Source organism: Nocardiopsis alba DSM 43377 (genome assembly GCF_000341225.1).
Lineage (GTDB): Bacteria > Actinomycetota > Actinomycetes > Streptosporangiales > Streptosporangiaceae > Nocardiopsis > Nocardiopsis alba.
This window is the reverse complement of the sequence record NZ_ANAC01000005.1, coordinates 58,066-77,614: the sequence shown is the minus strand read 5'-3', so window position 1 is coordinate 77,614 and position 19,549 is coordinate 58,066. Positions and strand designations below refer to the sequence as shown.

The following is a 19,549-nucleotide window of genomic DNA, read 5'->3' as shown; positions in this document are numbered from 1 at the left end:
ACCGAACGCGGAGCCGATGGGGTGGGATGGCGGCCGAGGCCCGAAGGTTCACCGACCTTCGGCACCGGATCGGACACGAAGGATCGCGCCCACCACGGGGCAGACGACCCATACACGACACCAGCCTGCCAGACTTGGGCGCATGCGGATAGTCGTACCGGCCGGCGGTATCGGCGGCGCGCGTTTCCTCCGCGGCCTCAAGGCCGCACTCGGAACGGACGCGTCGACCGGCCCCGACCAGGCCACAGACCACCAGATCACCGTCATCGGCAACACCGGTGACGACATCACCCTCTTCGGTCTCCGGATCTGCCCCGACCTGGACACCGTGATGTACACCCTGGGGGGTGGGATCAACGAGGAGCAGGGCTGGGGCAGGGCCGACGAGACCTTCACGGTCAAGGAGGAGCTCGCCGCCTACGGGATGAAACCCACCTGGTTCGGTCTGGGCGATCGGGACACCGCCACGCATATCGTACGTGCCCAGATGATCGCCGCGGGCTACCCCCTCTCCGCGATCACCGAGGCGCTGTGCGACCGCTGGCGCCCCGGCGTGCGCCTCCTCCCGATGACCGACGACCAGGTCGAGACGCACGTGGTCATCGAGGACGAGCGGGGACGACGGGCCGTCCACTTCCAGGAATGGTGGATCGAGCACCGCGCCGCTCTGCCCGCCGAGCGGATCATCAGCGTGGGCGCGGAGGACTCCCGCCCCGCCCCCGGCGTGATCAAGGCCGTGAAGGAGGCCGACCTCGTCCTCCTCCCCCCGTCCAACCCGGTGGTGAGCGTGGGCTCCATCCTCAACGTTCCCGGGATCCGCGACGCCCTGGTCGACAAGACCGTGGTGGGCGTCTCTCCCATCATCGGCGGCGCGCCCGTCCGCGGGATGGCCGACGCCTGCCTGACCGCGATCGGTGTGGAGACCTCCGCGGGCGCCGTCGCCGCACACCTGGGCTCGGATCTACTGGACGGTTGGCTGGTCGACGAGGCGGACGCCGGCACCGAGGTCGAGGGCATCGAGGTCCGTTCCCGTCCGCTGTACATGAGCGACCCCGAATCCACCGAGGCGATCGCCCGTGCCGCTCTGGACCTGGCGCTGGAGCTGCGCGGGGACGGGGGCCGATGAGCGTCGAACTGCGGATACGCGGTCTTCTCGGCATCCCGGAGGTCCGTTCGGGCGACGATCTCGCGGAACTGGTGGCCGAGGCCGTGGCCGGTTCCGGCCGGCCCCTCGTCGACGGGGACGTGCTCGTCGTCACCTCCAAGATCGTCTCCAAGGCCGAGGGACGTTCGGTCCGGATGGACCGCGAGGAGGCCATCGACGCCGAGACCGAGCGGGTCGTCGCCCGCATGGGGCGCACACGGATCGTGCAGACCCGGCAGGGGTTGGTGATGGCGGCGGCGGGAGTGGACGCCTCCAACGTCGAGCCGGGCACCGTTCTGCTGTTGCCCGAGGACTCCGACGTCTCCGCGCGGACCCTGCGGGCCGGAATCCTCGACCGTCTGGGCGTGCGCGTGGGCGTGGTGATCTCCGACACCTTCGGACGCCCCTGGCGAGAGGGGCAGACGGACGTGGCCATCGGGGCGGCCGGGCTGCGCGCGCTCCAGGACCTGCGCGGCACGACCGACGCCCACGGCAACCTCATGGAGGCGACGATCAACGCGATCGCCGACGAAGTGGCGGGCGCCGGTGAGCTGGTCAAGGGCAAGACCTCCGCGATACCGGTGGCCGTGATCTCCGGCCTGGGCGATCTGGTGACCGAGGAGGACGGTCCGGGGGCGGCCGAGCTCGTGCGGCCCGCCGACGAGGACATGTTCCGTTACGGGTCGCGTGACGTGGTCCCGGCCCGACGGACCGTACGCTCCTTCTCCGACCGTCCGGTCGACCCGGCCCTGGTACGTCGCGCGGTCGCCTCGGCGATCACCGCGCCGGCCCCGCATCACACCACGCCGTGGCGGTTCGTCCTGGTGGAGTCGCCCGAGACCCGCGAACGTCTGTTGGACGCGATGCTCCAGGCCTGGGTGGAGGACCTGCGCGGGGACGGTTTCACCGAGGAACAGATCGCACGACGGACCCGGAGGGGCGACGTCCTGCGTCGGGCCCCCTATCTGGTGGTGCCCTTCCTGGTCGCCGACGGGGCCCACCCGTATCCGGACGAGCGTCGTGCCGACGCCGAGCGGTCCATGTTCCTGGTCGCCATGGGCGCCGGGGTACAGAACCTGCTGGTGGGCCTGGCCATGGAGGGGCTCGGGTCGGCCTGGATCTCCTCCACGATGTTCTGTGCGGACGTGGTCCGCGAGGTGCTGGAGGTCCCGGAGGAGTGGCGTCCGATGGGGGCCGTGGCCGTGGGGTACGCGGCCGAACCGCCCAAGGACCGTCCGCCCCGTGATCCGGAGGACTTCGTCGTGGTGCGCTGAGGCTCCCACCCTGTGTGAACACGGACGACGCGCCGTACCGGCCCACCGGGCACGGGCGGCGCGTCCTCACGTCGAGTGGTCCCGCCGAGCGGCATGCTGGTGCGGTCGACCGACGGGAGGGGCCGGGTGAACGTCGAGGAGTATGTGATCGCCGCGCTGGTCGTGGTGATCGCGGTCATCGTGGGGCAGTTGATCTCCGGACGTATCCGCGTGCCCGGATCGGTGGTCCTGGTGATGGTGGGGATGCTCCTCGGAGTGATCCCGTGGATGCACTCCCTGTCGGTCAGCCCGGAGATCATCCTTCTGGTCTTCCTGCCCCCGCTGATCTACAACGCGGCGTTCTTCTCCTCTCCCAAGGACATGCGCGACCTGATGCGCCCCATCATCGTGATGTCGGTGGGGGTCACCCTGCTCACCGCCCTGGGGCTGGCGTCCGTCATCCACCTGTTGCTCCCCGACGCCGGGTGGCCGGCCGCCATCGCCCTGGGCGCGGCCATCGCCCCGACCGACGCCGTCGCCGCCTCGGCGATCCTCAAACGTGCCGGCACCCCGCGCCGCGTGCTCACCATTTTGGAGGGCGAGTCCCTCATCAACGACGGCGTGGCCCTGACCCTGTTCAGCCTGGCCTTGACCGCGATGGCCCATCCGCTCACCCCGGGAGACGCCCTCCTGGAGCTGGGCAAGGTCGTGGTGGGCGGGCTGGCCTATGGGGCCCTGATCGCCGTGCTGGTCGCCTGGGCCCGTGTCCGGATGCGCGACGCCTCCCTCCAGCTGATGACGGTGCTGGTCACCCCGTTCGTGGCCTACATCCCCGCGGAGATGGCCGGGTTCTCCGGGGTTCTGGCGGCGGTCGTGGCCGGCTTCTATCTGGGCACGCACGGCGAGGGGCTGCTGCCTCCCCGGGTCCGGTTGAACGGTCGGACCATCTGGACCGCCCTGGTCGGCCTTTTGGAGGCCACCCTGTTCGTCCTCTTGGGCCTGCAACTGGACGCGGTGGTGCTCGCCGTCCGCGAGAGCTTCGGCTTCGTGCAGCTGTTCCTGGTGGCCTTGGTGGTGACCGCCACGGCGATGGCGCTGCGCATGACGCTGATGCTGTTCGTCGTCCCGATCCAGAGATTCGTCCCGAAGATGCCGCTGGGGGTGTCGACCTTCCGAGAACGCGTCGCGATCGGGTGGAGCGGTATGCGCGGCGCGATCTCGCTCGCGATCGCCCTGTCGCTCCCGACGACGTTGGACGGACAGGCCTTCCCCGAGCGGGGCGCGCTCATCTTCATCGCCGGGGTGGTGGTGATGGGCACCCTGGTCGGCCAGGGCACGACCCTGCCGTGGGTGCTGCGCAGACTGGGCCTGACCGACGAGGGGACCCGGCAGAGGGAGTACCTGCGGGCCGAGTACGAGATGGGCTGCGCCGCGGTCCGCAAGGTCGACGAACTGTTCACCGAGGGCGACGTCGACGGTAGGACCGCCGACGCCATGCGCGAGCGTTACTCCATCCGGATCGGACAGGTGAAGAGCCTGTTGGAGGCGGAGGAGGAGAAGTCGGAGCTGGAACTGCACAAGGCCAAGAAGGGCCTCGAGAACCGTCGCGCGATCCACGAGCAGATCATCCAGTCGCGGCGGGACGCCCTGATGGACCTCTACCGTTCCGGCACGATCGACTACGACGTGTTCACGAGGCTGAACCAGGACATGGACATCCGTGACGGCGGAAGCGGCCAGTACGGGCTTTGACCAGCGGGGAAGGCGTTCCTGGTACCGGGTGCCCAAGAAAACCGCAAACTTTCCTTACCGTTTCCGTTGACGCACCCCGTCGTCAACTTTAAAGTTTCCTAACAATTACCGGCTCACGGAGCTAGGACCCTTCGTCCCCCCGCTCGACGAAAGGAGCACCCCCCGATGCTCACCTTCCGGAAGACCCGGCTCGCCCTCCTCGGCGGCCTCGCCGCGGTCGCCACCGCGCTCGTCTCCACCGGTGCCGCGGCCGCAGAGCCCGCCCAGGTCGAGAACACGCCCGACTCCGCGCAGACCCAACAGACCGAACAGTGGCTCACCGGCTACTGGCACAACTTCGACAACGGCTCCACCGTGATGCCGCTGTCCGAGATCCCCTCCGAGTACAACCTGGTGGCGATCGCCTTCGCCGACAATCACCCCCGGCTCGACGGCGGTATCACCTTCAACCTCGCCGAGTCGGAGCTCGCCGGTTACACCGACGCCCAATTCCGCGAGGACATCGCCGCCATCCAGGCCGAGGGCCGCAAGGTGATCATCTCCGTGGGCGGCGAGCTCGGTCACGTGAACGTCACCAACCCCACCCAGGCGCAGAACTTCGCCGACACCACCTACGAGCTCATGCAGGACTACGGGTTCGACGGCGTCGACATCGACCTGGAGCACGGCATCAACGCCGAGCACATGTCGAACGCGCTGCACGACCTCAGCGGCAAGGCCGGCTCCGACCTGATCGTCACGATGGCCCCGCAGACCATCGACTTCCAGAGCCCCACCGCCGAGTACTACAAACTGGCGGAGAACATCTCCGACATCCTCACCATCATCAACATGCAGTACTACAACTCCGGCTCCATGCTGGGTTGTGACGGCAACGTCTACCAGCAGGGCACACCCGACTTCGTCGCCGCCCTCGCGTGCATTCAGCTGGAGATGAACCTGACCCCCGACCAGGTCGGCCTGGGTCTGCCCGCCGTCTCCTCCGCCGCGGGCGGCGGATACATGGCGCCGAGCGGCGTCGTCTCCGCCCTGGACTGCCTCCAGACCGGCAACGGCTGCGGCTCCTTCTCCCCCGAGACCCCCTACGGTCAGATCGGCGGCGTGATGACCTGGTCCATCAACTGGGACGCCACCAGCGACTACGCCTTCGCCCGGACGGTCTCGGCCGCCCTGCGATAACCGACGAGAACACCCGCGGGACCCACACTCCCACCCGCGGTCCCACGCGGCCCCCTCCTCCCATCCCGGGGCCGCCTCCCCAGAGGGGCGGGACGCCATCCCCCGGCGTCCCGCCCCTTCTTCGCGCCTCCTCGGTCAGACCAGGGGGAGACGGGGGCGCAGGATGCCGGGGGCGACACCGTCGCTGGCCTCCGCCGCGCGCAGACGCTCCTCGGAGACCGGACCATACGTGGTGGTCCGCTGACGCAGCGGCCGGCCGGTCGGCTCCACCAGCGCCTTGATGTCACTGATCGTCTTGTACGAGCCCTGACCGGAGCCCGCCATACGGCTGATGGTCTCCTCCATGAGGGTGCCGCCCGCGTCGTTGACCCCGCCCTCGAGCAGCCGTCGGAACGTATCCTCGGCCAACTTGACCCACGAGCCCTGGATGTTGTCGATCCGACCGTGCAGGAGCAGCCGGGCCAGGGCGTGGACCGCCCGGTTCTCCCGGACCGTCGGGCCGGTGCGGGCCAGGCCGGCCAGGTAGATCGGCGCGCTGGTGTGCACGAACGGCAACAGGACGAACTCGGTGAAGCCGGGGCGCCCGTTGTGTTCGAGGGAGCGTTCCTGAAGGGAGCGCAGCAGCTTGAGGTGGGCGACCCAGTGGTGGGGGGAGTCCACGTGGCCGTACATCATCGTGGAGGTGGTGGGGATCCCCAGGTCGTGGGCGGTGGTGATCACCTCGATCCACTCGCGCGCGGGCAGCTTGCCCTTGGTGAGGATCCAGCGGACCTCGTCGTCGAGGATCTCCGCCGCCGTGCCGGGGATGGAATCGAGCCCGGCCTCCCGTGCCCGGGTCAGCCACTCGCGGATCGGCAGGTCGGTGCGGGCAGCGCCGTTGACCACCTCCATCGGGCTGAAGGCGTGGATGTGCATGTCCGGCACGCGTTCGCGCACGGCGGCCGCGATGTCGAAGTAGGCGGTACCGGGCAGGTCCGGGTGGATGCCGCCCTGCATGCACACCTCGGTGGCGCCGGCCTTCCACGCCTCCTCGGCACGGTCGGCGACCTGGTCGAGCGAGAGCGTGTAGGCGTCGGCGTCGGTGCGCCGCTGCGCGAAGGCGCAGAAACGGCAGCCGGTGTAACAGACGTTGGTGAAGTTGATGTTCCTGGTGACGACATAGGTGACGTCGTCGCCGACGGTGTCGCGGCGCACCCGATCGGCCAGGCCGGTGAGGGCTTCCAGGGCGTCGTCGTCGGCGTGCAGCAGGGCGAGCGCCTCGTCGTCGGAGAGCCCCGCCGGATCGCGTTCGGCGCTGCGCAGGGCCGCGGCGATCTCCGGGTCCGCGCGTCGGGGCACCGCTCCGCGGCGGTCGACCCCGGGGGCGAGCTCGTCCCAGTCCCCGTAGACCGCGTCGAAGTCGCCGCGCCGATCCTCGGTACGTCCCTCGGAGTCGATGCCGGTGTGCAGGTCGGTGCGGCCGGTGGAGACCAGGACCGCCTCCGGCTCCTGCCAGGGGCGGCCCACCGGTACGGCGTCCTCGCGGGCCAGACCGGTGGCCGGATCCACCAGGGCGTCGATGTGTCCGCGCAGACGCGGGTCGACCCAGGGCTCGCCGGCCCGAATGTACTCGGGGTAGACGGTGAGGCGCTCACGCAGTGTGAAGCCCTGGGCGGCGGTGCGTTCGGCCAGATCGTCGATCTGCGGCCAGGGACGTTCGGGGTTGACGTGATCCGCGGTGAGCGGCGAGACGCCGCCCCAGTCGTCGATGCCCGCCCGGATCATGAGCGCGTACTCGTCCACTCCGCCGTTCTCGGCGCCGATGAGGTTGGGCGGGGCCTGGATGTGCGCCTTGGGGCCCATGACCAGACGGGTGACGGCGATGGTGGCGGCCATCTCCTCCCGTTCTGCGTCGGGACGGTGCATCATCGCGGTGTCCGGTTTGGCGCGGAAGTTCTGCACGATGATCTCCTGAACGCCGCCGTAGCGGCGGGAGACCCCGCGCATCGCGAAGATCGACTCGGCCCGGTCGGCGAGCGTCTCGCCGATGCCCAGTAGGAGGCCGGTGGTGAAGGGCACGCTGGAACGGCCGGCGTCCTCCAGGGCGCGCAGCCGGACGGCCGGATCCTTGTCGGGGCTGCCGTAGTGGGCCTGGCCCTTCTCTCTGAAGAGTCGGCGCGAGGTGGTCTCCAGCATCATGCCCATGGAGGGGGAGACCGACTTCAGGCGCTGGAGGTCGGACCAGGTGAGCACACCCGGGTTGAGGTGTGGGAGCAGCCCCGTCTCCTCCAGCACCATGATCGCCATGGCCCGAACGTAGGACAGGGTGTCGTCGTAGCCGCGGGAGTCGAGCCACTCCGCCGCCTGCCTCCACCGGTCCTCGGGGCGGTCCCCCAGGGTGATGAGGACCTCCTTGCAGCCCATCTCCGCGCCTTTTCGGGCGATCTCCAGAACCTCGTCCGGGGACATGTAGGGGGCTTCGAGACGGCCGGGGACCGTGGCGAAGGTGCAGTAGTGGCAACGATCGCGGCACAGGCGGGTGAGGGGGACGAACACCTTGCGGCTATAGGTGATCACGGCGCCTCGGCCGGAGGCCTCCAGGCCCGCGTCGCGGACCCGTCCGGCGTATTCGAGGAGGCGGTCGAGTTCCTCTCCTCGCGCGTGCAGGAGGGTCTCCACCTCGGTGGCGTCCAGGGTCTTGCCGTCTCGGGCACGGGCCAACGCCCTGCGTATGGACGATGCCGTGGGGGTGGGGATGGGGACGGGATCCGGCTCGTTCGCACCACTCATAGGTGCACCCTACGTTCCCGCCCCACCACGGAGACAGCCGCACCCGCCGTCGGATCGAGGGCGGATCCCGGGGCCGTCGAGGCCGGACGGATCCGCCCTGTGGACGAACGGAAAGGGAGGGGTCGCGCCGGTTAGGCTTGCGGGGTGCTGACTCGGCTGCGACACAACGTGTGGATCCGCCTTCTCCTCCTCGTGCTGGTGTGCGCCTGCGCGGGGCTGGCGTTGCACACCAACTGGACCCAGGCGCGCGGGGCCGTGACCGACCTCCCGCTCTGGGTGCCGCCCACCGCCGTCCTGGCCGGCATGGCCGGGTTGGCCGCTCAGATGCTCGCCTGGCGGTCGCTGCTGTCCGGGCTGGGCTCCCCTCTGCCACGTGCCGCCGCCGCGCGGGTGATGTTCGTCGGTCAGCTCGGCAAGTACCTTCCCGGGTCGGTATGGGCCTTCGTCGCCCAGGTGGAGCTGGCCCGGGACTGGAACGTGCCCCGCTCCCGCGGAGCCACGGCGACCCTGGTGGCGATCGCGGTGACGGTGTCGGTGAGTCTCGCGGTGGCGGCGGTGGCGCTTCCGCTGTCCTCCGTCGAGGCGGCCCGCCGCTGGTGGTGGGCGCTGGCCGCCGCCCCCGTCCTGCTCGCCTGCCTGCACCCTCGGATCCTGGGGCTGGGGCTTCGTGTCGCGGCCCGCCCCTTCGCCCGGTTCCGCGAGGTCGCCGAGGCCGGCCCCCTACGGATCGGCGGGGGCGCGGTGGCGGCCTCGGTCGGTTGGACCCTCGTCGCCTGGATCCCGCTGGGCCTGCACGTGTGGTTGTTGACCTGGGCCGTGGGCGGCGACGCCCTGCGTTCGCTCGGACCCGCGGTGGGCGCGTACGCGCTCGCCTGGACCCTGGGGCTGCTCGTGGTGTTCGCCCCGGCCGGGCTGGGCGTGCGCGAGGTGGTCCTGGTGGTGGCGTTGGCCCCGGTGGTGGACGCCGGAGCCGCGCTGATGGTGGCGGTGCTCTCCCGTCTGGTGATGACCGTCGCCGACGTGGGGTGGGCCGGACTGTCCCTGGCCCTGTCCAGAGCCCCGGCCGCCCCCGAGCCCGAGCCCGAACGCGCCTGACGCCTCACGACGGCCGGCCCCGTTCAGGCCTCCAGGAGGCGTTCGATGTAGGCCTTCCAGTACGGTTCGGCGTCCACCGGACGCACCCCGGCGCGCAGGCGCTCGGGGACACCCGGTCGGTAGAACTCCGCCAACACGCGCGCCAGGTCGGCGACGTCGTCGGGGGCGCACAACAGGCCGTCCACCCCTTCCCGGACGTGGTCGGCGAGCGCGCCCGCCCGGGTCGCGACGACCGGGAGCCCGTGTTCGTGGGCCAGCCACACGTTCTGGCTCGCGGTGGCGGCCCGGTAGGGCAGGACCATCGCGTCGGCCTCGGCGAACAGCTTCGGAAGTTCCTCGGCGGGGACGTACCCCTCGCGCAGATGGACCCGATCGACCAGGCCCAGTCTCCGGATCAGGGCGACCGTCTCCTCGGAACCGCCCCAGAACTCGCCCGCCACCGTGAGGGTCACGTCGCCGGGGACGCCCTCGGCCATGGCCCGCAGCAGCACGTCCACCCCCTTGTAAGGGCGGACGATCCCGAGGAACAGCAGGTGGCGTCGCTCGCCGGCCTCTCCCCCCGGATGCGCCCGCTCCCCACCGGTCTCGGGCAGGTGCGGCGGCATCGACGCGACCAGAGGACGGCGCCGCCCGAAGCCCAGCAGCCCCTCGGCGAGGTGGGCCTGCTCGTCGGTGTGGGTCAGGACCCCGTCGACCCGGCGCAGCAGAGCGCGGACGAGTGAGACGTCCACGGCTCGACGTTCGTGCGGCAGGACGTTGTGGCACAACACCACCACCCGGGCCCGTCGACCGCGGACCGAGCGCAGCCCGGCGAGGACGCCCAGGTAGGCGGGGACCTGGACCGGCGAGAACAGGGTGAGCACCACCAGGTCCTCCGAACGTGCCAGACGGCGGCCGGTGGCCCACCAGCCGTCCGGCCGGTACCAGGCCAGCGCGTGGCGGGTGTCGGCGAACGGCTCTCCCTCGGGGGCGGTGATGGTCTGCTCGCCCGGGTAGAGCGCCGAGGGGTACTGGGCCGCCCACGACTCGATCCGGGTCCGGTGTCCCGCTCCGGCCAGATGATGGGCCAGCTCGGTGGTGTGCCGTGCCCCGCCGCCCTTGTAGGGATGGGCCGGGCCTACAAGGGTGATCCGCGGGTTCACGGGTGCTCCCTGGAACGCACGATGAGGTCGGCCAACAAGGCGATCGCCGCGAAGATCAACCCGGTCATGAGGATCATGACGGTGTTGTTGGGGATGTAGAGCGGCTGTTGTACCTGGTCGTAGACGAACTTGACGGTCCCCAGCCCCAGGAGCCACAGCGCGGGCGGCATGAGCACCTTGAGCGGGTTGAAGTACATGACCATGCGCAGCACCTGGAGGATGTACCGGTAGGCGTCGCGCACGAAGTGGAACTTGGAGGTGCCCGCGCGCTTGGCGTACTCGATGGGCACGTACTCGACCCGATGCTGGTTGGACAGGAACGCCAGGGTGATCGTGGTGACGCAGGAGAAGCCGGGCGGCAGCAGTCGCAGGTAGGGGCGGGCCACGTCCCTACGGAACACCCGCAGGCCGGAGTTGAGGTCGGGGATCCTGGTGTTGGTGAGGCGTTCGGCGATCTTGCGGATCATCCACTTGGCCGGGACCCGCAACAGCTTGTGCGTCCCCATCTCCTGGGTGCGCGCCCCGACCACCTGGTCGATCTCCGGTGAGGCGTCGAGCCTGGCCACCAGTTCGGGGATGCGCTCGTTGGGGTAGCTCATGTCCGCGTCGGTCCACACGACGTACTCGCCGCGCGCCCGTTGGCTGCCGATGCGTCGAACGGTCCCCGCTCCCCCGTTGTGCCCGAAGGCCACCACCCGCATGTGCGGGAAGAGGTGTTCGACGTCGCGCAGCCGGGCCAGGGTGCCGTCGTTGGAGGCGTCGTCCACCGCGAGCAGTTCGTATCCGTATCCGGAGGCGTCCATGGCCGAGCAGATCCGCTTGACCTCGTCGACGACGTGCTCTTCCTCGTTGTAGCAGGGCAGGACGATAGTGACCCGTACGGAAGGGTCGTCGGTGTGCTCTTCGCTGTGGCTCATACGGTTCTTCTCGACGGGGCGGTCGGTGGCGGGTCCCCGGCACGGCGGTCGCCGTCGGGAACGGGAACGCGGTTCACTCCGGAGCCGGTGGGACGACGGTCCACACACTGCCCTGGAAGTCCCAGGAGCCGGTCGGGGGTGTCATGAGCGTACTCGGGTCCATGTCCGCGATCACGTGGAAGTGCCGCTCGGCGTCGGCCCCGTTCCCGGTGAGCTCGTCGAGCGTCGCCCACTCCGGTGCGGCGAGCACGGGGACGCGGCCACGTTCGTACACGGCGGCGGTCACCCGTTCGACGGCCTCGGGGCTGTGGTCGTTCAGGGCGGCGGTGGGGGCGCCGCAGACGTTGCGGATGAGCGGCATGTAACCACCCGCCATGCCGGAGTCGACCACGAGCACCGACGCCTTCGGCGGGAGCGAGGCGCACAGGCGTTCCGTCTCGGCGACCGTCCCCACGTCCTGGCGGTAGCCCATGATCCCCGCGGCCGAGGTGGCGGCGGTGGGGACCAGCAGGGAGGCGACGGCCCCGGCGACCACGACCGGGGGCAGCGACCGCATGAGGGACCGCTGTCCGGTGTTGCGGGCGACCGCCTCGCAGTAGCGGGTCAGCCTGGCCAGGAACCACAGGGCGAAGAGGATGAACGCCGGGATGACCAGCACGATCAGCCGTCGACTGGCCCAGGGGTGGTCGGGGGTGATGGCCGGACGCAGGAGCGTGGTGGTCACCGTCCACACCAACAGCATGGCGGGCAACATCCACCAGAGGTCGCGGCGCAGGGCGAGCCGCCTCAGGACGAGGGCCACGCCGAGGGAGGCGAACAGCACGGCGCCCAGCCCCACGTACCAGCCCACCCAGTACAGGCTCATGTCGTAGTAGGTGCGGCTGCCCTCGATCGGCAGCCCCTCGAAGCCTTGGACCGCCGCCACCCACTGGTCGGTGAAGTCGCTGCCGTGCCCGTAGTCCGGCCACAGCAGGGGTCGGACGGCGAAACCGACCATCACCAGGACGGTGACCCCCGCGACCGCGTCGGGCAGCCATCGGACGCGTTCGGTGTGCGGTGGTCCGTGGCGCCACAGGGCCGCGGTGAGTACGACCGTGGCGAAGACGACCCCTCCGCTGATGAGGAGCAGCGGGACCATGGAGTCCGACAGGTATTCCAGGTACGGGAGTGAATAGCCGTAGCCCGCGACGAGCCCGTACGCCACGCCGACGACGAGCCCTCCGAGCAGCGGGAGGGCCTGCCCCCTTCGCGCGACGAGCAGCAGACCGATGAAACCGATGACCGGGAGCAGATCGCGGATGGCGTCGATCCGCACCAGGACGCCGAGTCCGAACACCACGCCCGCGGTGGCCGCGAGGGTGTGGACCGCACTCCAACGATCCGTGAGGGCGCTGCGCCGGGACAGGGCGTCGAACGCGATCACCAGCCCGCCGAGCAGGAGGATCTGGGCGAGGGGCTCACTGTAGGTGAACCTGCTGACCCACTGTTGAGGCAGGCAGATCGCCAGTACCAGGGCGGCCAGGGGCGCCCAGCGCGCTCCGACCAGACGCGCGGTGAGCCCCGCGAAGGTGAGGACCCCGAGGGCTCCCAGGATCGGGGTGGTGACGAGCATGCCGTCGAGACCGCCGAGCCAGTAGCCGATCGAGAGCACCAGGGGCGCTCCGGCCATGAACTGGGGCCAGATGACGTCGTCGCGCTCGTAATGCGCCAGGCTCTGGTAGCTCAACGCGGGATCGTCCCCCGCGATCAGCTCCCGCTGCTGTGGGATGGGCAGGTGCCCGTATTCGGCGATCCACGTCGTGTACATGGCGTAGGACGCGGGATCCCTACGGATGACCAGGGCCTCGGCGTGGTAGGCGATCTGGACCGCGGCGAAGGCCACGGTGATCAGCAGGACCGCCACCACCGGCCACCAGGGGACGTCGTCCAGGTCGGGGACCAGTCGGGGCAGGAGGGCACCGGCGGCCACCACGGCGGGCAACCCCAGCACGAGGCCGATCATCGGGGTGAACCAACCGCCGACCAGAAGCGGAAAGGCGACGAGAAGCCAGGCGGAGAGGGCGATCGCGGGAAGCGCGGTCACGCGGGCGAGGAGCCGTCCGGGAAGCAGACGCATGGGGCAACTCTGACAGCTTCCGGCATCGTACGCACACCGATCGGCCTTCTCGGAGCGGCCATGACAAACACCCACACCCCCGGTCACCTCGGCCTTGTGGGTCGGGTCCGGGCGCCGGGAAAGTAGCATGAGCCCATGTCCGATTCTCCCGCGCCCCTGTGGCGTGCCCTCGTCGCCTCCGAGCCCTCCCGCCCGTTCGTGACCTCCTACGACGATCTCGGCGATCGGGTGGAGCTGTCGCGGGCGACCCTCGACAACTGGGTCTCCAAGACCTCGAACATGCTGGTGGACGGGTTCGGTACCCAGCCGGGCGACCGGATCGCGGTGGCGCTGCCCGTGCACTGGCAGTCGTTGGCGTGGGCGCTGTCCGCCTGGTCGGTGGGGGCCGCCGTGGTGCTGGAGGGTGACGGGGTCGCTCCGGGCACGGAGGTCGCGGTGACCGACGAAGGTCGGTTGGACGCGGCTCTGGACGGGGGCGCCGAGGAGGTCGTGGGCACCTCGCTCGATTCCCTCGGGATGCCGATGCGCGAGGTCCCGCCGATGGTCACGGACTACACCGTGGAGGTGCGCGGGCACGGGGACCACTTCCCGGCCTATCGGGTCTCCGCCGAGGAGCCCGCTCTGGAATCGAACGGTCGGACGTTCACCGGGGCCGAACTGGTGGCCGCCGGACGTGAACGCGCCCGCGCGTGGGAACTGGGAGAGGACGACCGGTTGGCGGTCGTGGTCCCCTCGGACGCTCCATTGAGCGCCCTGGGCGAGGATCTCTCGGTGCTCCTGGCGGCGGTGGTGTCCGGTGCCCCCTTGGTCGTGACGCCCGCCCCGGCCGAGGGCGAGCGGGAGCGTTTCCTCAAGAGGCTGAGCGCCGAGCGGGTGACCGTCCTGTTCGGTGAGGGCCTCGACGAGGATCTCCCCTTCCGGCGAGTGAGCTGACCGGCACCTCGAAAAGGGGCGATGGCCGGTTACGGACCTTTCCACCCATAGGTCCGCTCTGTTAGAACGACCCGGTGGACAACACGACCCTCATACCTCTCCTCATCATCCTCGTATGCGCCGGTTCCTTCCTCTATAAGGGGATACGCGGCTTCTTGGCCGCCTCCAAGGAGAACCGACGTGTACGAGAGCTGGACCGATCCGGTGTTCGCGCTCGCGGAGTGATCGCCGTCGTGCATCCGCTGGAACGCTCTCCCCACGGCCACCGGGTGACCGTGACCGTGGAGGGGGGCGACGGCCGCCGTTGGGAGGCCGTCGACGCATCGGGGCTGAACGGCTACCTGGTACGCGAGGGCACCCCGGTCGAGCTGACGTACGCCGCCGGAGACCCCCTGAACATCCGGGTGGAGCGCGCGGCGTTCCCCCTACCGCCCCAGGGCCTCTATCCCCTGTATCCGCACGGGCTCCCGAAGCCGCCCTCGCCGGTGTGGCCCCTGCTGTACGCGGTGGGCGGCGCGGCCCTCGTCCTGGGTGTCGGCGTCCTAGTTCTGAACGGGGGCGAGGCCGCGGGGAGGTTCGTCCCGCTCCTGTTCGCCGTCCTCGGACCGGTATTCCTCGTTCTCGCCGTCCGCGGCCTGATCCGTCGTGGTACCGGAGAGCGGAGACTCACCGCGGAGGCGACCGGGGTGGTCACCGACGCCTGGACCGAAGTGCGTCGGCGAAAAGGGAACAACGAGCGACACCGCACCTATCGAGTCCACCCGTTCACCCTCCACTTCCGGGCGGCCGACGGACGCGAGGTCCACCACCGTCATCCGGTCGCGAGCGGCTCCTTCGAACCGGTGGTCGACCAGCCCCTCCAGGTCCGCTACGACCCGGAACACCCCGCCGACCACGCTCTCGTCGGCCACATGAACGCGGCTCTGGGCAAGAGTGTCGCGCTGTTCTTCATCGGACTGGTGTCCACCGTCCTCGGGGTGGCGTTGACCTTCGTGTTCTGGTCGACGCCCCCGGTCTGATCCGCCCTCCCGACCGAACCCGGCCACCGGGTCGCGGTGTCACCGCCTCCTCCTCTTCTCACGTTCCTTCTCCCGCTCCGTCCTCCTCGCCTCCCGTGCCATCCGCTCCTCCCGGGCGAGACGTTCCATCTCGACCCGGTACAGGTCGGCCGCCTGAGCGCTGAGATCGTGGTGCATGGGCCCTCCTCGGTCCGTCACACCGGGAAACCTCTTCCCGATGTCTCCAGACTTCCGATAAGGACCCCCGCGGCACATCGGGAGAGTTCCTCGAACGACGACGCCGCGACCCTCCTTAGAGGAGGCGTCGCGGCGTCGGGGGGTCCTTAGACACCCCTCACGGAGCGAGGCGGGCCCGAGGTCCGAACGACCGGTGGAGCGCTACGGGCCGTCGGGTTCGCGCGGGTCAGGCCTCCCTGTAGTAGGGGTCGGCCGCCTTGCCCTCGCGTCGTTCCTCGTCGTAGGTGTACACCTCACGGCCGCCGACGAACACCCGCAGAGCGCGGCTCATGATGTCGAGCGGGTCGCCCGACCAGACCACCACGTCGGCGTCCAGACCCGGCTTCAACGAGCCCACGCGGTCGTCCAGGCCCATGATCTCGGCGGGGTTGACGGTGAGCGCGCGGATCGCGGAGTCGCGGTCCATGCCCTCCTTGACGCACAGGATCGCCTGGTAGACGAGGTATTCGATGGGGATGACCGGGGCGTCGGTGGTCAGGGCGACCTTGACGCCCGCCCGGTCCAGGATCCCGGGACCGGCCAGCGTACGGTTGCCGACCTCGACCTTGGAGCGGCTGGTCATCAACGGTCCGGTGATGACCGGGATCTCGCGTGCGGCGATCTCGTCGGCCAGCAGGTGGCCCTCGGTGCAGTGGTTGATGATGAGCCGGTAGCCGAACTCGTCGGCCAGCCGCATCGCGGTGTGCATGTCGTCGGCGCGGTGCACGTGCTGACACCAGGGGACATCGCCGTCGAGCACCTGGACGAGGGTCTCCAGCGTGTTGTCCCGATCGAAGGGGGTCCCCTCGCTCCGGGCGTGGTCGCGCTTGGCCTTGTAGTCCTGCGCCTTGGTGAAGGCGTCGCGGATGACCGCGGCCACGCCCTGGCGGGTGGAGGGGAGGGTGTTCTTGTCACCGTAGACGCGTTTGGGGTTCTCGCCCAGGGCGCTCTTGACGCTGGCCGGCTCCTTGAGCAGGCGATCCTCCATGCTGCGGCCCCACATCTTGATGGCGACGGTCCGCCCGCCGATGGGGTTGCCCGAACCGGGCTTGATCACGGAGCTGGTGACACCCCCCGAGAGAGCGTCGACGAAACCCTGGTCGGCGGGGTTGATCGCGTCGATCGCCCGCATACGGGCACCGTTGGGGTCGGTCATCTCATTGGTGTCGTCACCGGCCCAACCGATGGTCTCCTCGTGGATTCCGACGTGGCCGTGGGCCTCGACGAAGCCGGGCAGGACCCACTTGCCGGCGGCGTCGACGACCTCGACGCCCTCGGGCACGGTGACCTCGTCGGCGGCGCCCACCGCGGTGATCCGCCCGTCCGAGATGAGGACCGTCCCGCCCTCGATGGGATCTCCCACGACGGGCACGACGTATCCGGAGGTGATAGCGATATCCATGGCGGGCAACCTAACCCATCCCCGGACACACCCCCAAGACCTTTCCGGCACCGATCGGTCAACGACCCGTGCCCGGTGTCACTCGGCGGAGGGATGCCCGCAGAGGAGCTCGGACTCGGGGGTGAGGTCGACACAGGCCTCCTCGATGGCGTCGCGCACCATCCGGCAGTGGCCGACGTCCTCGCTGTCCCCGGTGAGCTCGCCTCCTTGAGCGGCGAAGGCGTAGACCATGCTGGGCCGGTCGGCGAACTCCATCATCCGGAAGGCCCCGCCCAATCCCGGGTGCGAGGGCGTCTCCTCGGGGATGATCGCGAGGCTGACGATGCCCGCCTTGATCAGATCGGCGAGGAAGGCGCGCTGCTCGTTGAGGACCTGGGGACCGCCCTGGGGGCGTTGGAGCACCGACTCGTTGAGGACCACCCGCAGTTCCGGACCGTCCGGGCCGGTCATCGCCGCCCTGTCGGCCATCTCGTCGTCCACGAGGGCCTCGATCTCCTCCGGGCCCACATGGGAGTAGAGCGGTTCCAGGATCGCCCGCGAGTACTCCCGGGTCCGCAGGAAGGCCGGGACCGTCATCGGCTGGTGCTCCCACAGGCGTGTGGCGTGCGTACCGAGTTCGCACATGTCCCCGAACTCGTTCGGGAAGGCCTCGGCCTGGAGCGTGATCGCCCAGGCGTCGACCAGGCGGTGTTCGGCGCCCAGGGCCGTGTCGACTCGTTCGACCAGGGAGCGGGCGGGTCGGCAGTGCGCGTCCTCGACCTCGCGGAGCTTGTCGTCGGTGACCCCGACGCTCTCGGCCAGTTCGGCGCGAGAGAGCCCCCGGTCGGAGCGGGCACGCAACATCCGCGCCCCGAAGGGGAGCCACATCGCCGAAGGCAACGCGGAGTTCATACCCATAACCTCTCCCGTTCTCGCCGACGCCTCGAGGGGCGTGGCGTGACATACCCTCGGTGCGACACCCCGGCCCCTTGGAGACGACCTTCTCTTGGCTCGGGGTGAATGGTCAAGCGACGAGGCGGGTGCGGCCATCCTTGACAAGTCAGGACAAAGTCGGCGATGTCGCCCTAGCCTGTCGAGTGTTTCCCCCGATTGGAAGGTCCGTTGGTCTACCTCGCCCTCTTCCTCACACTGATGTCGCTGGCGTTCTGGGTGTACGTGCTCTTCGACGTCATCGGGTCCGACGCGGAACGGATCCGGCTCCTCCCCAAACCCGCCTGGGCCGTGATCGTCCTGCTCCTCCCCAAGATCGGCGCCATAGCGTGGTTCCTGCTCGGCCGTCCGCCCCGTGAGCCCGCCGTGAACGGACCGGTGGGGCCGCCCTCCCCCTTCCCCGAATACGAGCACCCCGGGCGGGCCCGGGCCGCTACCCCGGAGGAGGACGAGGAGTTCCTGCGTCGCTGCCGTGAACGCGCGGAGGAGCAGCGCCGTCGGGCCCGCGAGTTCCAGGAGCGTGAGGAGCGCGAGCGTCGTGAGCGCGAGCGACGTGAACAGGGATCGGACCGTCGTGAACGGGACGGTGACGAGGACCCGACCGGACCCTCCGTATGAGAGATGTCCGGGTTTCGGCCCTACCCCCGAAGCTCTCGCCTCTACCGATTCGCAGTAATCTGTGTGCCACCCCCGCCGCGCATCCGACCTCGGAAGTGAACCGATGAACCGCTTGACCCTGCCGGTCTCGATCCTCGCCTGTACCGCTCTGTTCGCCACCGCCGCCTGCGGCTCGTCGGAGAACGACTCCGACACCGCTCCGGACGCGGAGACCCCCACCGCCCCCGAGGAGTCGCCGCTCCCCGCCGAAGTGGACATCGACGGCGTCGAGGGCGCCGTGCTGCACACCAGCGCGGGCGACATCGAGGTGGAGCTGTACCCCGAAGAGGCCCCCATCACCGTGGCCAACTTCGTGGGTCTGGCCGAGGGCGATCTGGCGACCAACCCCGAGACCGGAGCGGACGAGTTCTACGACGGCACGATCTTCCACCGGGTCATCCAGGACTTCATGGTCCAGGGCGGAGACCCGCAGGGCAGCGGTCGGGGTGGTCCCGGCTACCAGTTCCAGGACGAGTTCGAGTCCGGTCTGACCTTCGACGACCCCGGGATCCTCGCCATGGCCAACTCCGGCCCGGGCACGAACGGCTCCCAGTTCTTCATCACGGTCGCCCCCACCCCGCACCTGAACAACATGCACACCATCTTCGGCAAGGTCGCGGACGAGGAGTCGCTGGAGATCGTGAACGAGATCTCCACCGTCGAGACCGACGGCAACGATCGCCCCACCGACGACATCGTCCTGGAGTCGATCACCGTCCAGCGCGCCGGCTAGCGAAGGATCCGACCGACACCCGGTCTCCTACAACAACCACGGGGGGTTGTCCGTTCGGGCGCCGGCGGGGTTCTGGAGGTGCCGTAGGTGGGGTCGCTCGGGAAGGGCTGTCGGCCGTCAGGCCGTCCGTTGAGGGCGGTGGCGGGTGACGGGTGCGAGCGGCCACACCGTAGGTGCCGAAGGTTCCCGCCTCCCTTGGCGCCCGAACACGGCCCGAAGCGCCGGCGGAGGGCCAAAGCAAACACTTTCGGCCCCCAGCCACAGCAGGGTGTAACCGGTCCGCGGTCTCCTA

Annotated in this window: 16 protein-coding genes; 9 read left to right on the top strand and 7 right to left on the bottom strand. The window is 69.8% G+C overall.

The annotated features are described in order from the left end of the window. Positions 1-142: 142 nt before the first annotated feature. The 4 genes from cofD to D451_RS0104015 all read left to right on the top strand — a co-directional run bounded on the left by cofD (position 143) and on the right by D451_RS0104015 (position 5,328). Positions 143-1,126, top strand: coding sequence for a 2-phospho-L-lactate transferase (gene cofD, locus D451_RS0104030; protein ID WP_017533508.1), 984 nt, complete (start codon positions 143-145; stop codon positions 1,124-1,126). Then, positions 1,123-2,418 (top strand): coenzyme F420-0:L-glutamate ligase, encoded by a 1,296-nt coding sequence (locus D451_RS0104025; RefSeq protein WP_017533507.1) that lies wholly within the window; start codon positions 1,123-1,125, stop codon positions 2,416-2,418. The genes cofD and D451_RS0104025 overlap by 4 nt, the downstream gene beginning before the upstream one ends. Before the next feature lie 126 nt (positions 2,419-2,544). Further along, complete coding sequence (locus D451_RS0104020; RefSeq protein WP_017533506.1) at positions 2,545-4,149, top strand: Na+/H+ antiporter; 1,605 nt, start codon at positions 2,545-2,547, stop codon at positions 4,147-4,149. 165 nt (positions 4,150-4,314) lie between these two features. Further along, positions 4,315-5,328, top strand: a complete 1,014-nt coding sequence (locus tag D451_RS0104015) for a chitinase (protein WP_017533505.1) — start codon at positions 4,315-4,317, stop codon at positions 5,326-5,328. A gap of 135 nt (positions 5,329-5,463) precedes the next feature. Here D451_RS0104015 and D451_RS0104010 read toward each other — a convergent pair whose 3' ends face one another. Next, on the bottom strand, positions 5,464-8,097 hold the full coding sequence (locus tag D451_RS0104010; protein WP_017533504.1) for a bifunctional FO biosynthesis protein CofGH: 2,634 nt from the start codon (positions 8,095-8,097) through the stop codon (positions 5,464-5,466). A 144-nt stretch (positions 8,098-8,241) separates the two neighbouring features. On the opposite strand from D451_RS0104010, the gene D451_RS0104005 reads away from it, so the two are divergent. Further along, positions 8,242-9,192: a lysylphosphatidylglycerol synthase domain-containing protein gene (locus D451_RS0104005; protein ID WP_017533503.1), complete on the top strand. Its 951-nt coding sequence runs from the start codon at positions 8,242-8,244 to the stop codon at positions 9,190-9,192. A gap of 23 nt (positions 9,193-9,215) precedes the next feature. Here the strand turns inward: D451_RS0104005 and D451_RS0104000 are convergent, their stop codons facing one another. The 3 genes from D451_RS0104000 to D451_RS0103990 all read right to left on the bottom strand — a co-directional run bounded on the left by D451_RS0104000 (position 9,216) and on the right by D451_RS0103990 (position 13,367). Further along, entirely contained in the window at positions 9,216-10,334 is a 1,119-nt protein-coding gene (locus D451_RS0104000; protein WP_017533502.1) for a glycosyltransferase family 4 protein, read from the bottom strand. After that, positions 10,331-11,251: a glycosyltransferase family 2 protein gene (locus D451_RS0103995; protein ID WP_014913525.1), complete on the bottom strand. Its 921-nt coding sequence runs from the start codon at positions 11,249-11,251 to the stop codon at positions 10,331-10,333. Before D451_RS0103995 ends, D451_RS0104000 begins: the two co-directional genes overlap by 4 nt. A gap of 73 nt (positions 11,252-11,324) precedes the next feature. After that, a complete protein-coding gene (locus D451_RS0103990; protein WP_017533501.1) occupies positions 11,325-13,367 on the bottom strand; it encodes a hypothetical protein in 2,043 nt (680 codons plus the stop codon). A 135-nt stretch (positions 13,368-13,502) separates the two neighbouring features. Here D451_RS0103990 and D451_RS0103985 point away from each other — a divergent pair, with 135 nt between their 5' ends. Both D451_RS0103985 and D451_RS0103980 read left to right on the top strand, forming a co-directional pair. Beyond that, positions 13,503-14,300 carry a TIGR03089 family protein gene (locus tag D451_RS0103985; protein ID WP_017533500.1) on the top strand — a complete coding sequence of 266 codons (798 nt, stop codon included), beginning with the start codon at positions 13,503-13,505 and terminating at the stop codon, positions 14,298-14,300. Between the two features lie 74 nt (positions 14,301-14,374). Beyond that, positions 14,375-15,319, top strand: a complete 945-nt coding sequence (locus D451_RS0103980; RefSeq protein WP_017533499.1) for a DUF3592 domain-containing protein — start codon at positions 14,375-14,377, stop codon at positions 15,317-15,319. Between the two features lie 39 nt (positions 15,320-15,358). Here the strand turns inward: D451_RS0103980 and D451_RS28210 are convergent, their stop codons facing one another. The 3 genes from D451_RS28210 to D451_RS0103965 all read right to left on the bottom strand — a co-directional run bounded on the left by D451_RS28210 (position 15,359) and on the right by D451_RS0103965 (position 17,834). After that, positions 15,359-15,496, bottom strand: coding sequence for a hypothetical protein (locus D451_RS28210; protein ID WP_014908672.1), 138 nt, complete (start codon positions 15,494-15,496; stop codon positions 15,359-15,361). A 226-nt stretch (positions 15,497-15,722) separates the two neighbouring features. Further along, positions 15,723-16,937 (bottom strand): amidohydrolase, encoded by a 1,215-nt coding sequence (locus tag D451_RS0103970; protein ID WP_017533498.1) that lies wholly within the window; start codon positions 16,935-16,937, stop codon positions 15,723-15,725. 78 nt (positions 16,938-17,015) lie between these two features. Beyond that, on the bottom strand, positions 17,016-17,834 hold the full coding sequence (locus D451_RS0103965; protein ID WP_014911076.1) for a helix-turn-helix domain-containing protein: 819 nt from the start codon (positions 17,832-17,834) through the stop codon (positions 17,016-17,018). A 204-nt stretch (positions 17,835-18,038) separates the two neighbouring features. Here D451_RS0103965 and D451_RS0103960 point away from each other — a divergent pair, with 204 nt between their 5' ends. Beyond that, the gene (locus tag D451_RS0103960) at positions 18,039-18,485 is read left to right on the top strand and encodes a PLD nuclease N-terminal domain-containing protein (protein ID WP_014912790.1); all 447 of its coding nucleotides are present in this window, start codon (positions 18,039-18,041) and stop codon (positions 18,483-18,485) included. Positions 18,486-18,588: 103 nt separating this feature from the next. Further along, a complete protein-coding gene (locus tag D451_RS0103955; RefSeq protein WP_017533497.1) occupies positions 18,589-19,257 on the top strand; it encodes a peptidylprolyl isomerase in 669 nt (222 codons plus the stop codon). Positions 19,258-19,549 lie beyond the last annotated feature (292 nt).

Coding starts and splice junctions, on each gene's coding strand:
- cofD (WP_017533508.1), top strand. CDS start 143: ATGCGGATAGTCGTACCGGCCGGCGGTATCGGCGGCGCGCGTTTCCTC.
- D451_RS0104025 (WP_017533507.1), top strand. CDS start 1,123: ATGAGCGTCGAACTGCGGATACGCGGTCTTCTCGGCATCCCGGAGGTC.
- D451_RS0104015 (WP_017533505.1), top strand. CDS start 4,315: ATGCTCACCTTCCGGAAGACCCGGCTCGCCCTCCTCGGCGGCCTCGCC.
- D451_RS0104010 (WP_017533504.1), bottom strand. CDS start 8,097: ATGAGTGGTGCGAACGAGCCGGATCCCGTCCCCATCCCCACCCCCACG.
- D451_RS0103995 (WP_014913525.1), bottom strand. CDS start 11,251: ATGAGCCACAGCGAAGAGCACACCGACGACCCTTCCGTACGGGTCACT.
- D451_RS0103990 (WP_017533501.1), bottom strand. CDS start 13,367: ATGCGTCTGCTTCCCGGACGGCTCCTCGCCCGCGTGACCGCGCTTCCC.
- D451_RS0103985 (WP_017533500.1), top strand. CDS start 13,503: ATGTCCGATTCTCCCGCGCCCCTGTGGCGTGCCCTCGTCGCCTCCGAG.
- D451_RS28210 (WP_014908672.1), bottom strand. CDS start 15,496: ATGCACCACGATCTCAGCGCTCAGGCGGCCGACCTGTACCGGGTCGAG.
- D451_RS0103970 (WP_017533498.1), bottom strand. CDS start 16,937: ATGGATATCGCTATCACCTCCGGATACGTCGTGCCCGTCGTGGGAGAT.
- D451_RS0103965 (WP_014911076.1), bottom strand. CDS start 17,834: ATGGGTATGAACTCCGCGTTGCCTTCGGCGATGTGGCTCCCCTTCGGG.
- D451_RS0103955 (WP_017533497.1), top strand. CDS start 18,589: ATGAACCGCTTGACCCTGCCGGTCTCGATCCTCGCCTGTACCGCTCTG.